This is a genomic window from Paramagnetospirillum sp. (genome assembly GCF_058402745.1).
Genome location: NZ_JBZVFI010000003.1, coordinates 258,676 through 272,180, shown reverse-complemented (window position 1 = coordinate 272,180; position 13,505 = coordinate 258,676). Strand labels below are relative to the sequence as shown.

9 protein-coding genes are annotated in these 13,505 nt (G+C 69.1%); 4 read left to right on the top strand and 5 right to left on the bottom strand.

Features of this window, described 5'->3' with window-relative positions; genetic code table 11:
- Nucleotides 1–59 precede the first annotated feature (59 nt).
- Complete coding sequence (locus ACV4UZ_RS02215; RefSeq protein WP_491599308.1) at nucleotides 60–3,629, bottom strand: ATP-binding protein; 3,570 nt, start codon at nucleotides 3,627–3,629, stop codon at nucleotides 60–62.
- 92 nt (nucleotides 3,630–3,721) lie between these two features.
- Here ACV4UZ_RS02215 and ACV4UZ_RS02210 point away from each other — a divergent pair, with 92 nt between their 5' ends.
- Nucleotides 3,722–5,032, top strand: a complete 1,311-nt coding sequence (locus ACV4UZ_RS02210) for a radical SAM/SPASM domain-containing protein (protein WP_491599307.1) — start codon at nucleotides 3,722–3,724, stop codon at nucleotides 5,030–5,032.
- Nucleotides 5,033–5,091: 59 nt separating this feature from the next.
- Here the strand turns inward: ACV4UZ_RS02210 and ACV4UZ_RS02205 are convergent, their stop codons facing one another.
- A complete protein-coding gene (locus ACV4UZ_RS02205) occupies nucleotides 5,092–7,179 on the bottom strand; it encodes a sensor histidine kinase (protein ID WP_491599306.1) in 2,088 nt (695 codons plus the stop codon).
- Between the two features lie 99 nt (nucleotides 7,180–7,278).
- On the opposite strand from ACV4UZ_RS02205, the gene ACV4UZ_RS02200 reads away from it, so the two are divergent.
- Nucleotides 7,279–8,079 (top strand): substrate-binding periplasmic protein, encoded by an 801-nt coding sequence (locus ACV4UZ_RS02200; protein WP_491599305.1) that lies wholly within the window; start codon nucleotides 7,279–7,281, stop codon nucleotides 8,077–8,079.
- A gap of 159 nt (nucleotides 8,080–8,238) precedes the next feature.
- On the opposite strand, the gene ACV4UZ_RS02195 is transcribed toward ACV4UZ_RS02200, so the two are convergent.
- Nucleotides 8,239–9,141, bottom strand: coding sequence for a dihydrodipicolinate synthase family protein (locus tag ACV4UZ_RS02195; RefSeq protein WP_491599304.1), 903 nt, complete (start codon nucleotides 9,139–9,141; stop codon nucleotides 8,239–8,241).
- A gap of 80 nt (nucleotides 9,142–9,221) precedes the next feature.
- Between ACV4UZ_RS02195 and ACV4UZ_RS02190 the strand changes: the two genes are divergently transcribed.
- Together ACV4UZ_RS02190 and ACV4UZ_RS02185 are read left to right on the top strand one after the other, a co-directional pair.
- Nucleotides 9,222–10,439: a glycerate kinase type-2 family protein gene (locus ACV4UZ_RS02190; RefSeq protein ID WP_491599536.1), complete on the top strand. Its 1,218-nt coding sequence runs from the start codon at nucleotides 9,222–9,224 to the stop codon at nucleotides 10,437–10,439.
- Between the two features lie 106 nt (nucleotides 10,440–10,545).
- Nucleotides 10,546–11,472: an AEC family transporter gene (locus ACV4UZ_RS02185; RefSeq protein WP_491599303.1), complete on the top strand. Its 927-nt coding sequence runs from the start codon at nucleotides 10,546–10,548 to the stop codon at nucleotides 11,470–11,472.
- On the opposite strand, the gene ACV4UZ_RS02180 is transcribed toward ACV4UZ_RS02185, so the two are convergent.
- Together ACV4UZ_RS02180 and ACV4UZ_RS02175 are read right to left on the bottom strand one after the other, a co-directional pair.
- Nucleotides 11,469–12,500 (bottom strand): methyl-accepting chemotaxis protein, encoded by a 1,032-nt coding sequence (locus ACV4UZ_RS02180; RefSeq protein WP_491599302.1) that lies wholly within the window; start codon nucleotides 12,498–12,500, stop codon nucleotides 11,469–11,471. The two genes, ACV4UZ_RS02185 and ACV4UZ_RS02180, sit on opposite strands and share 4 nt — an antisense overlap.
- Before the next feature lie 154 nt (nucleotides 12,501–12,654).
- Nucleotides 12,655–13,446, bottom strand: coding sequence for an MBL fold metallo-hydrolase (locus tag ACV4UZ_RS02175; RefSeq protein WP_491599301.1), 792 nt, complete (start codon nucleotides 13,444–13,446; stop codon nucleotides 12,655–12,657).
- Between the last annotated feature and the right edge of the window lie 59 nt (nucleotides 13,447–13,505).

Sequence of the window (13,505 nt, the reverse complement as noted above, 5' to 3'; positions counted from 1 at the left end):
GCCGAGACGGCCGCTGGCACCTGTCCTGGAGCGCGGGCATCCTGCCCGCATCATGGCTCCTACACCGCCGCCACCGCCCGGGCGGCCTCGTCGAAGGCGGCTTCCAGGGCGGGAAGGATGGCCAGGGCGCGGACCAGGTCGTCGTTGGCGGCGGCGCTTTCCGCCTCGGCGCACAGCTTGGCGAAGCGGAAGGCCCCGGCGCTGTTGCCCGCCCCCTTGGCCGAGTGGGCCGCCTCGCGCGCCGCCACGGCGTCACCGGCTTGCAGGGCGCCGCCCAGCTCGGCCACCAGCGGCCGGGTGGTGTCCACGAACAGGGCCAGCAGATCGCGCACCTCGTCGCCGATATCGCCGAAGATCTGCCGCATGGGGGTCAGATCGAGAACCGGCGGCAGGCCGGGTTCCTCGGCGGGCACCACCGGGGCCGGCAGGGCGACCGCCGCCCGGCCGCCATCCGAACGCCGCTGGCGCAACCCCACGGCCACCGGCAGGAGGCGGCGGATGGTGGCGTCCAGCTGGGCGAGGTCGATGGGCTTGGCCAGGAAGGCGTTCATGCCGCAATCCAGGCAGCGCCGCGCCGTTCCGGCCAGGGCGTCGGCGGTCAGCGCCACGATGGGCAGCAGGTGACCGGTCTCCACCTCCCATTCGCGGATGCGCTGGGTCAGTTCGTAGCCGTCCATCTCGGGCATGTGGCAATCGGTGAGCAGCAGGCCGTAATCGCGGATCTGCATGCGCTCCCAGGCCTCGGCGCCGTTGCCCACCACCTCGATGGCATAGCCCAGGCGCTCCATCAGGTGGCGGATCACCACCTTGTTGGTGGGGTTGTCCTCGGCCACCAGGATCAGGGCGCCGGCGCTGGCGGCCTCTTCCATGGTGGGCGGCTGCCATCCCTCCTCGATCCCCTCGCCTTCGGCGGAATCGTCCTCGGCCGAGGCGCGGCCCACGGCGGCGGCGACGCTGCGCCACAGCTGGCGGCGGCGCACCGGCTTGGGCAGGGCGGCGAACAGCCCGGCGGCCTTGATCTCGGCGGCGACGCTGGCGAAGGCGTCCTGGGCCACCAGCATGACCACCTTCAGTTCCAGGTCCGGCCCGGCGGCGGTCATCAGGGCGCCGGCCACCCCCATGCGCAGGCGGAAGTCCTGGCCGCCGTCCAGCAGGGCGACGTCGTAGGTCCAGCCCGCCAGGGCGGCGGCGCGCACCGCGGCCACCGCGCTTTCGGTTCCCACCACCACCGCCACCTGGGCGCCGAGATGGCCGAGATACTGGCGCAGGCACTCCGCCGCCACCGGTCCCTCGGCCAGCACCAGGACGGCGATTCCCGACAGGTCCGGCCCGGCCTCCATGGGGGCGTCGGCCTCGACGGGCTGCAGCGGCACCTGGAACCAGAAGGTGGAGCCCTGGCCGATATTGCTGCGCACCCCGATGTCGCCCTCCATCATGGCCACCAGGCGGCGGCAGATGGACAGGCCCAGCCCGGTGCCGCCATAGCGCCGGGAAATGGTGATGTCGGCCTGCATGAAGGGCTCGAACAGCCGGGCCTGCTGCTCGGCGTCCAGGCCGATGCCGGTATCGGTGATGGAGAATTCCAGGCGCAGCGGCCGTTCACGCGGATCGACGGCGCGAACCGAGATGCGCACGTAGCCCTTGTCGGTGAACTTGATGGCGTTGCCGGCCAGGTTGGTGATGATCTGCCGCAGGCGCACGGGATCGCCCACCACCCGGTCGGCCAGGGTGGGATCGACGAAGGTGATCAGGCTGATGCCCTTTTCCTGGGCGCGGATGGTCAAGAGGTCGGCCACCCCTTCCACCAGATCGGCCACCGACAGCTCCACCAGTTCCAGCTGCAGCTTGCCGGCCTCGATCTTGGAGAAATCCAGGATGTCGTTGATGATGGTGAGCAGCGCCGTGGCGGAATCGCGGATGACCCGGGCCATTTCCCGCTGCTCGGCGGGCAGCGGCATGTCTTCCAGAAGTTGGGCCATGGTCAGCACCCCGTTCATGGGGGTGCGGATCTCGTGGCTCATGGTGGCGAGGAACAGCGACTTGGCCTGGCTGGCCTCCTCGGCCACCTTCTTGGCCTCGGCCAGGGCGGCCTCCTCCTCCTTGTGCCTTGTGATGTCGGTGGACGACGCGATCACCGCCGGCTCGCCGTCCATCTCGATCTCGGCGGCCGACAGCATGGCCCAGAACTCGTGGCCGTCGCTGGCCCGCATGCGGCACTCGAAGCCGCTGACGAAGCCGCGCTTCCTCACCAGTTCCACCAGCCGGGTCCGGTTCTCCGGGTCGGCGTAGCACGAGGTGACCGAGGTGCCCAGGGCGCGGGACTTGGGCACCCGGTACAGCTCGGACCAGCGGGGATTGACCAGCAGGATGGCGTTGTCGGATACCCGCGAGATGGCGAGCGCCAGGGGCGAGGTGTCGAGAATGCGGCGCAGGCGCCGCTCGCTCTCGATCAGCGCCTCGGACGATTCCTGCAGCTTGGCCATGGCGTCGCGGAACACCGCCAGTTCGGCGGCCATGTCGCTGATCTCGTCGTTGCCCTGGCCGGGAATGGGCGCCTGGAAGTCGCCCTCGACGATGGCGTGCATGGACGACGCCAGACCGGCCAGACGCGCCACCACGCTGCGCCCCAGATACAGCCAGATGAACAGCAGCGGCCCGAAAAAGGTCAGCATGGCCACCACCAGCATGGTGGTCCGCCCGCTGGACACCGCCGCCTCGGTGCGGCGCTCGTTCTCGGCGGCCTCGGCCTCGGCCGCCGACACCAGCCGGCCCACCGAGGACGAGGTGCGGGCCACCAGATCGCGGCCCTCGTCATTGGCGGCGGCCAGACGGGCGATGGTCAGCATCTGCAGGGTGCGCAGTTCGAAGACGTTTTCCGGCCCTGTCCCCAGCGCGAGGACGCGCCGCGTCAGCTCGCGGGTGCGCTGGTTCCTGGCGCCGGTGGCATCCACCAGTTCGGCCAGCGAGCGCACCTGCTCCTCGTAGGCGCCGCGCAGGTCGCCGACCTTCTCCAGATTGGCGGCCACCACCGCCTCGCGCAGGTAGTTGGAGGCCAGCACCACGGTGGCCAGGGCGGGATCGCCCGCCAGCCCGCCCATGGCGCGGTGAACCTCCACGTCCAGCTGGCTGATGATCTCGGCCTGGACCCGGCTGCGCTCGGCCAGCTGCAGGCGCTTGTCCACCAGGATGTTGCGGTCCACCACGTTGTCGGCGAAGGCGGCGATCATGGACCGCAATTCCTCGACCCGGCCGGTATCGGCGATGGAACCGGCCAGGTGGTCCACCAGGGCCAGCAGGCGCTCGGTCTGCTGCTGCAGGGCGACGAAATTGCTTTGGCGCTGGAACTGGGATTGCGAGCCGTCCAGCGCCGGAGCGGCGGCGGCCAGCCGGGCGGTGGCCTCGGACAGCTTCAGCGCGTTGGACAGCGCCGGCAGGTTGGTGCGCGTCACGGCGGCCAGCAGGCGCTCGATCTCGGAATAGCTGAACCAGGTGAGCAGGCTGGCCACCATGATCATGCCGGCCACGGTGCCCACCGCCACCACCAGCTTGGCGCGGATGCCGAATCGCCAGCGGCCGCCGGACCGCTCGTCCAGCGCCGTGATCCTGTCGTCGGCAGACACCCCCGGCACGCGCCGCTCTCCCCTTGCAACCCGGCGAGCATAATGCCCCAGACAACACCGGCATGGAAAGCCGCTAGGCGGCAATGCTAGTCTGCGGCGCCATGAAAGCGTCGAAGAAGAAGACCAAGCCCGCCGATCCCGCCCGCGTCCTGGCCGAAGCCCTGCGCCTGGCCGAGGGGCAGTTGCTGGACGAAGCCGCCGCCATCCTGGAAAAGGCCGACGGCCACCCCGAATGCGACTACCGCCGCGCCGGATTGCTGCTGGCCCGGGGACGCGCCGCCGAGGCGGAAGCGCTGTTCCGCCGGGTGCTGGCCATGGTGCCCGGCCATCTGGACACCATGGTGGGGCTGGCCGGCGCCCTGGTCGAGCAGGGCCGCGCCGCCGAGGCGGTGCCCCTGCTGGAGCCCGCCGCCGCCGTGCAGCCGCAATCGGGCCGCATCCACTATCTGCTGGGCATCGCGCTGGACGAGGCCGGACGGGCCGAAGCCGCCGCTCCCCACCTAGCCCGGGCCCGCGCCCTGGTCATCGCGCCCGCCGAGCGCCGCCAGCTGGTGCCCTACGAGCTGTACGTCCAGCTCAGCCGCCGCTGCAACCTGCGCTGCACCATGTGCGGCTGGGAGATCTGGAAGGACAATTCCGGCTTCATGGAGGACGACGTCTTCGAGCGGGTCATCGCCGAGGGCAAGGCGTGCGGCATCACCACCATGCACATCCTGGCCGGCCAGGGCGAGCCGTTCCTCCACCCCCGGGTGTTCGAGATGCTGGAGCGCGCCGTGGCCGAGGGGTTCCAGGTGGGCATCGTCACCAACGGCACCCCGTTCACTCCGGACAAGATCGCCCGCCTGGCCAAGGTGGGGCTGGCCTACCTGCAGTTCTCGTTCGCCGGCTGGGACGCCGAAAGCTACGAGAGCGTCTATGTGGGCTCGAAGTTCGAACGCACGCTGGCCAACCTCAAGGCCATCCACAAGGCCCTGAAGGACACCCCGACCCGTTTCGCCGTCAAGGCGGTGGCGCTGGGCGAGTGGGAGGAGAACCTGCGCCGGACCAAGGCCTTCCTCGCCTCGCAGGGCATCACCGACGTGTGGACGGTGCCGGCCAACAATTTCGGCGGCTCCGTCCAGTGCGGCACCTTCCACGAGCGCCACGGCATCTGGTCGCTGAAGGAGATCGGCCACCACCGGCTGATGCCCTGCCGCCTGTTCCTCAAGGCGGTGGGCGTGTTCTGCGACGGCACGGTCACCGCCTGCGGCTGCTACGATTCCAACGCCCAGCTGAGGATCGGCAACATCATGGAGCAGGGCCTGGGCGACATCCGCCGCGGCCCGGCCTATGGCGCCATCCTCGACGCCTTCCGCAAAGGCGACGTCCGCCACGTCCCCATGTGCGGCAAGTGCGACGACCCGTTCGGCTGAGGTACGGCAAGCGGGCAGGATGCCCGCGCTCCGTGATACGCCGCCTTTGCTTGGAGCGCTCAGACCACGCCGCCCGGCGACATGGGGAGGGTGAAAAGGAAGGTGGTGCCGTTGGAACCGTCGGACTCCACCCAGATGCGCCCGCCCGCCGCCTCGACGATCTTGCGGGCAATGGCCAGGCCGATGCCGGTGCCGCCATAGGCGGTCCCGGAATGCAGGCGCTCGAGGGCCACGAACACCCGCTCGTGATAGCTGGCTTCGATGCCGATGCCGTTGTCCGCGATCCGGAACTGCCAGCCGTCCACATGGGACTGGGCGCCCACCGACAGGCGCAGCGGCCGGTCGGCATGCCGGAAGCGCACCGCGTTCTCGATCAGGATCTCGAACAGGTCATCCAGGTATTTCTGGGGGATGCCGACCCGGGGCAACATGCCCCGCTCGACCGAGACGGGGCCGATGGCCTCCACGTCGATGAAGCGGTTGAGCGCGGCGGCCAGGGCCGATTCCGACGAGGCCGTCCCGCCGGTCACCGGCTGGCGCTCGATGGCCAGATAGGCCTGGACGTCGCGCAGCATCTCCACCAGCCGCTTGGCGGCATGGATGATCAGCTGGGCCGGCTGCTGGGCACCGGATTCCGGGATGTCCTCGATCCGCTGCAGCAGCACCTGGGCCTGCAGCCGCATCTGCCGGGCCGGCTCCTGCAGATGGTGGGCCAGCACGAAGGAGAACCGCTCCAGATCCTCGCTGTAGTGGGCCACGTCGTCATAGGCCTTGGCCAGCGCGGCGCGGGCCTCTTCCTGCTGGGTGATGTCGCGCTGCACCCCGACCCAATGGGTCACCGCGCCATCGGCGCCATGGACCGGCGACAGCGACAGCTGGTTCCAGAACAAGGTGCCGTCGGCCCGCTGGTTGCGAAGCACCACCGACGCCGCCTCACCGTCCGCCAGGGCGGCGCGGATGTCGTCCAGCCCCTCCTGCCCGGGATCGAAAGCGTGCAGGAAACGGGCATTGCGGCCCAGGGCGCTCTGGGCGGTGTAGCCGGTAATCCGCTCGAAGGCGGGATTGACGTAGATCAGCGGCAGGTCGCTGGCCCCGGCGTCGGCGATGGTCACGCCGTTGGAGACGTTGGACAACACCAGGTCGGACAACCTGAGGCGGGCCTCGTCACGCCCGCGGTTGCGCAGCATCACCGCCATGGCTGCGGTTAGAATCAGCACGATCAGGGTAACGACGGCCACCGGCCAGGCGATGGTCTCGGCACTGTGCCGCCAGCTCTGCAGGGCGGTGTCGAGGGAGATGCCGACGCTGACCACCAGCGGCCAGGACAGGGTGGTGCGGTAGCTGTTGATCCAGATGACGCCGTCGCCGCCCGAGCCGGTGAAGGTCCCCATCTCGGACTCCTTCAGGTGGCGGGCGAACAGGGGATTGTCGCCGCCGGAATCCTGGTGGACGTCGTTGGCTCCGCCCGCCCCGGCCAGCATCAGCCCGTCGAAGCGCCACAAATGGGCGTGGGCCCCGGATTCCGCCTCGATCCCCTCGAAACTGGCGACGAAATATTCGGGATTGAGCGCACCGATCACCAGCCCCTGCACCGAACCGTCGCGGGCGCGGATGACGCGGCTCACCGGAATGCTCCGAAGGCCGGACGCCCGGCTGCCTCCGCCGATGAAGCGTCCATCCACCGGAACGCCGATCACCAGGGGACGCGGCAGGCGGGCATGCTCGGCCAGCAGGGCGGTGACGTCGAGCTGGCGATTGTCACCCTGGTTGGCGGAATCGAACAGGACCGCCCCGTCAACCCGCACCACCAGGATCTGGCGCAGATAGGGAATGAAGGTCAGGCGCTGGGACACGACCGCCCGCAGGTCGGGACGCGGCCCGGAAAGCCCCTGTTCCGAGGCCAGCTCCGCAACCGAGGCCAGGGTGACGTCGACGGAATTGATGGAACGCTCCACGGATTCCGTCAGGCTGCGCGCCAGATTGCGGGTGACCGCCTCAGCTCCGCTGATGGCCTCCTGCCGCCCCGTCCACAAACCCAGGGCGGTGGCGACGGCCACCAGAAGCGCCATGCCCACTCCGAACACCACCACGGCGCCGATCAGCCGATGGGAAAAGACCGGCCGTACCCGCACGCTGCCCAGGACCACCGGAGCGCGGTCCGGCGGAGAAGGTATCGCGTTGTCCGTCCGGTTAGCTTGCATGACCTAGGTGAAATAGCATAATACGTCCGTATCTGGAGGACAAAAATGCATATCCTGATCCGACTTTTCGCCGTTCTTTCCGTGATCTGCATGGGAAGCCAGGCCATCGCCGCGCCGGCCGGCGGCCGGCTCGCCAAGATCCGCCAGAGCGGCGAGGTCAGGGTCTGCATCTGGCCCGACTACTATTCCATCTCGTACCGCAACACCCGGACCGGCACGCTGGAGGGAATCGACATCGACATGGCCCGGGAACTGGCCAGGGACCTGGGGGTACAGGTTCGCTTCGTCGATTCCTCGTTCAAGACCCTGGTCGAAGACCTGCTGTCGGACAAGTGCGACATTTCCATGCACGCCGTGGCCATTACCCCCAGCCGCCAGGAGAAGCTGGCCTTCACCCGCCCCCATCTGCGCAGCGGCATCTTCGCCATCACCACCAAGACCCATCCGGTGATCCGGGACTGGGGCGACATGGACCGCGACGGCATCGTGGTGGCGGCGGCGGCGGGCACCTTCATGGTGGAGGTGATGAAGTCCGAGCTGAAGCAGGCCCGGCTGCTCGAGGTCGCCACCCCCGAGGCCCGCGAGCAGGAGGTGATGAGCGGCCGCGCCGACCTGTTCGTCACCGACTATCCCTTCAGCCGCAAGATGCTGGCCCGCCACGACTGGGCCAGATTGCTGTCCCCGCCCAAGCCGCTGGCCCCCAGCCCCTACGCCTACGCCGTGGCGCCGGACGACGCGGAATGGCTGGCGGTGGCGGATGCCTTCGTCGGCCGCGCCAAGGCCGATGGCCGCCTGCTGGCCGCCGCCAAGGCCAACGGCCTGGAGGCCATCGTCGACCTCAAGTAGCGATAGCGCTTATACCGGCCGTCATTTGACCTGACGTGTCATCCTGACGACCGCAGGGAGGAAGGATCTTTCAGCCGCAAGCGGCTGCCGCCATGGCGTGAAAGATCCCTTGGCTTCGCTCGGGATGACAGGAGGAGTCGGTTCTTTCGGCGGATGGTATTAGAGAGCGATACCCGCCTTCTCCAGCCGCTCGATCAGGTCCATCTCGGGCTCGGGGGGCAAGGCCACCAGCGGCGGGCGCACCCGGCGCCAGCCGTAATCGCCGGTGCGCCGCGCCGTCAGGGCCTTCAGCGCGGCGATCAGCGGCATGCCCTCCATGATGGCGCGGAAGCCTTCCAGATCCTTCTGCAGCGCCTCGGCCCCGGGCTCGCGCCAGCGCCGCCACAGATCCAGCATGGCCGGGCCGTGGATATTGGCGTTGGCGCTGATGCACCCCGCCCCTCCGGCCCGCATGACGGGCAGGATCAGCCGCTCGGTCCCGGCGAACACCTTGAAGCCGGGAAAGGCCCGGCACATGCTTTCCATGTTGGCGAGGTCGCCAGACGAATCCTTGATCCCCGCCACGATTCCGGGATAGGCGGCCAGCAGCCGCGCGATCAAGGCGTGGGTGATGGGGACCTGGCTCTGCTGCGGGAAATGGTAGAGATAGACCCTGAGGCGTGAATCGCCCACCCGCTCGATCACCTCGGCGAAGGCGGCGAACAGCCCGTCCTCGCTGGGATTCTTGTAGTAGAAGGGCGGCAGCATCAGCACGCCGCCACAGCCCGCCTCGACGGCATGGCGGGTCAGCGCCACCGAATCCGACAGGGCGCAGCAGCCGGTTCCCGGCATCATCCGGCCCATGTCCAGTCCGGCGTCCCCCAGGGCGTCCAGCAACTCGGCCTTTTCCGGGACGCTGAGCGAGTTGCCCTCGCTGGTGGTGCCGAACGGCGCCAGCCCCAGACCCTGGCCCATCAGGTGCTCGGCCAGCCGGATGAAGCGCTCGACATCGGGCACCAGCTCGACGTCGTAGGGAGTCAGAATGGGGGCGAGAACGCCGTCAAGCGCGTCGGGATTGCTCATGATCGCCTTCCGCTGTCTACTGGTGCGGCCATTGAGCCCGGAAAGGGAAACAGAGTCCAGTGACGACCATCCTGCGCCGCATGTTCGAGGCGGCGGTCGAGGCGGCCCGTCCGTCCGTCTGCCTGCCGCCCTTCCTGCCCGCCCCGCCGCCGGGCCGCACCCTGGTGATCGGCGCCGGCAAGGCCGCCGCCGCCATGGCCCGCGCCGTGGAGGACCATTGGCCGGGGCCGCTGTCCGGGCTGGTGGTCACCCGCTACGGCCATTCGGTGCCCACAAGGCGCGTCGAGGTGGCCGAGGCCGCCCATCCGGTCCCCGACACGGCCGGCGAAGCGGCGGCGGGACGCATGATCGAACTGCTGAAGGGCGTCGGCCCCGATGATCTGGTGCTGTGCCTGATCTCGGGCGGCGGTTCGGCCCTGCTGGCCCGCCCCGCGCCCGGCATCGCCCTGGCCGAGAAGCAGGCGCTGACGCAAGCGCTGCTGCGCTCGGGCGCCGCCATCGGCGAGATCAATTGCGTGCGCAAGCATCTGTCGGCGGTCAAGGGCGGCCGCCTCGCCGCCCTGGCCGCGCCGGCCCGGCTGGTGACGCTGGCCATCTCGGACGTGCCCGGCGACGATCCGTCGGTGATCGCGTCGGGCCCCACCGTCGCCGACCCCACCACCCAGGCAGAGGCGCGGGCGATCCTGGCCCGGTACGGCATCCTCCCCTCGCCCGCCATCGCCGCCCGGCTCGACGATCCGGTCGCCGAGACGCCCAAGGAGCTGCCGGGCGGCGAATACCACCTGATCGCCACGCCGCAGCGCTCGCTGGAGGCCGCCGCCCTGGTGGCGGCGCGGGCCGGCTATTATCCCCTGCTGCTGGGCGATTCCCTGGAGGGCGAAGCCCGCGAGATGGCCAAGGTCATGGCCGGCATGGTCAAATCCATCCGCGCCCACCAGCAGCCGGTCCCCGCGCCCGCGGTGATCCTGTCGGGCGGCGAGGCCACCGTCACCCTGCGTGGCCAGGGCAAGGGCGGCCCCAACGCCGAATTCGCCCTGGCGCTCGCCCTGGCGCTGAAGGACTGTGCCGGGGTCGATGCCATCGCCTGCGACACCGACGGCATCGACGGCTCCGAGGACAATGCCGGCGCCGTCATCACCCCCGATACGCTGGAGCGGGCCAAGGGCCTGGGACTTCATCCGGGATCTCATCTGGCTGAAAATGATTCATACGGATTTTTCAAGGCGTTGGGAGACCTTGTTGAGATCGGCCCCACACTGACCAACGTCAACGATTTCCGGGCGATCCTGGTGCGATGAGCGACAACGTCCCCTGTCATGCTGAGCGACGCGAAGCATCTTTCAGCCCCGCGACCCGACGCTCTCGGGTGAAAGGCCCTTCGCCTGCGGCTCAGGGTGACACATCATGATGACCCTGCCCTTCGACGCCTCCCTGGCCCTGAAGCTGGCGCCGCTCTACCTGCTGGTGGGGGTCGGCTTCCTGCTGGGCCGCTTCGGCGAGGTCAAGGGCCAGGATCTGGGCCGCCTCGCTTTGTTCGTGCTGTCGCCCGCCGTGGTATTCAAGGGCTTCGTCACCGCCGACCTCAAGGGCGCCCTGCTGGCCCTGCCCTTCGCGGTGTTCGGCCTGTGCTCGGCGGTGGCGCTGATCACCGCGCCGGTGGCCGGGCGTTGCTGGCGTGACGGGCGCGAACGCATCGCAAGTTTCACCGGCGGCACCGGCAACACCGGCTTCTTCGGCATTCCCGCCTGCCTCGCCCTGGTGGGGCCCGAGTCCCTGCCCTATGTGGTGATGGTGTCGTTCGGCGCCACCGCCTACGAGAACTCGGTGGGCTTCTATACCGTGGCCAGGGCGGAGGCTTCGGTGGGCGGTGCCGTCCTGCGGGTGCTGAAATATCCCGGCCTGCACGCCTGCTGGCTGGGGGCCGCCCTCAATCTGAGCGGCACCAGGGTGCCGGTTCCGGTGATGCAGGCGGTGGACCTGCTGTCGGGCGGCTTCGTGCCGGTGGGAATGATGATCGTCGGGCTGGGGCTGGCCCGAATCGGAAGCCTGCGCCTCGACCTGGGCTTCACCGCCTTCACCTTCGCGGTCAAGTTCGCGGTGTGGCCGGCGCTCGCCCTGGCCTTCATCTGGGCGGACCGGTCCTGGCTCCACGTCTTCGGCCGGGTCGGGCACCAGGTGCTGCTGATCGAATCCCTGGTGCCGCTGGCCGCCGTCACCGTGGTGCACGCCAGCTTGCGCAACATCCACCCCGACCGCGCCGCCATCGCGGTGGCAGCCAGCACCCTGTTCGCCCTGGTGTGGCTGCCGGTGGTGTTCAGCCGGGTATTCTAGACCTTCTGGACGATCACCCCGTACCAACCCATTCCGTCATAGGTCTCGTAGCCGGGGGTGCGGGCGTAGCCGACCATCACGCCGGTGGGATCGATGTAATGCCCCCGCTCGCCCCGTTCGGTGCGCAAGGGAAAGACCTCGCTCAACACACCGGTGCGGTCCGAGGCGGCGATCACCCGGTGCCGCGAATCCAGCAGGAGGCAACGCGAGCGGGCCTTGTCCTCGGGGGCCAGCCGCACGCTGTCGACGATGCCCTGGGCCTGGGCTTCCCAGTCGAAGAAGATGCCCAGCGCCCCGATGGGCCGCCCGTCGGCCTCGCCACCCTCGCGGATGGCGGTGGCGTAGGTGGCCACCATGGCGTTGCCCAGTCCCGGCGCCCGGGCCACGTCGGCCACGGCGAAGGCGCCGCCGTTGGCGGTGGCCATGGCGTCCCGGAACCAGGCCTCGCCCGAGACATCGGTTCCCACCGCGTTCGCATAGCGGCCGCGCCGCCCGTTGGCCACCACCCTGCCCCGGGAATCGGCCACCCACAGATCGAGATAGACGGTGTACGAATCCAGGATGACGCCCAGGCGGCGGCTGGTGTGCTCGGCCACCGCCGGCTCGTCGGCGCGCCCGGCGCAGGCCACGACCGCCGCGTCGGTGGCCCACCAGCGCACGTCGCACGAACGCTCGTACAGATTGCGGTCCATGACCTCGATGGTGTTGTGGGCGAGATCGGCCAGACGCTCGCCGCGCACCTGGCGCACCTGGGAGGCGAGGCTTTCGCCGAATTGCGACAACTCGCCGAGGCGCCCGCGCAATTCCCCCTGCAATGCATCGGTCAGCAGGGCGATCTCGTTGGAGATGGCCTTGACCTCGTCGGCCACCACCGCGAAGCCCCGCCCGGCCGAGCCGACCCGGTGGGCCTCGATGGTGGCGTTGAGCGCCAGCATCTTCGAACGCCGCGTGATGCCGTTGATCCGCATGATCTTGTCATCGGCCACCGAGGCCACGCCACCCGTCAACTGAAGCAATTGCTCGATCATCAATGACTCCCGAATTACACCGTCCGGGAAGGATCAACGCAACCCCCATGCCAGTCGCCGGGAGCTGCCAAACCTTGATTTTCATCAAAGTTGCCCAGGAAATTTGCACCAAACTGGTCCGACCACCGCCCAAGAATCAGGCAAATAGGTGGTTTCACCGAGGCTCGATCACCATCCTCTGCCCATGCACCGGCCGGCGGTAGACGTCCCGCACCTCCTTGACCTTGAGCGAGGCCTCGAACATGCGGGGATCGCAGGCATTGTCGGCGAACATGTCCCAGTGGCAGGGAATGGCCTGGGCCGGTCCCACCCGGCGCACCAGTTCCGCCGCCTCCCAGTGGGAAAGATTGGCGTAGCCACCGTTGATGGGCAGGCAAACCGCATCGGGCTCGTGCCTGGCCCCCGCCTCCGCCAGCAGATCGCACCAGGCGGTGTCGCCGGTGATCCACAGGCCGGGTCCACCGTCAACCCGGATGACGAAGCCCATATGGGTGAGGTCGCCGGCATCGGTGGGCAGGGCGAAGGTGCCGGTGATCCGCAAATCCCCCAGGCCGATCTCGTGATTGGGCCAGGTCAGGCTCCGCTGGCTTTCGCTCACCTTGGCGGCGGCGAACACCGCCTGGGTGTCGCCCGGCCCGGCGAAGGCCTTGACCCGGCCGCTGCACGCGCAGGGACACAGGGTGTCGGGATCGGCGTGATCCCGGTGCGAATGGGTGCAGAGCAGCAGATCGGCCTCCAGGTCCCCGGGAGCCAGCGGAATCGGCACCTGGCGGTCCAGGTCGAGGCCACGTCGCGACGGATGGCAGGAATTGGAGAGATAGGGATCGACGGCCAGCACCCGTCCCGCCGGCGATTTGACCATCCAGCCGTTCTGGCCGAGGAACCACAGGGCAAGGGTGCCCCTGTCCACCTTGGCCGCCGCGATTTCCGCCATCAAACCGGTCATGATCCGTCCATTCTGGTAATTGGTTGACCACCGAAGCTCCCGGGCTCAAGAATACCGCT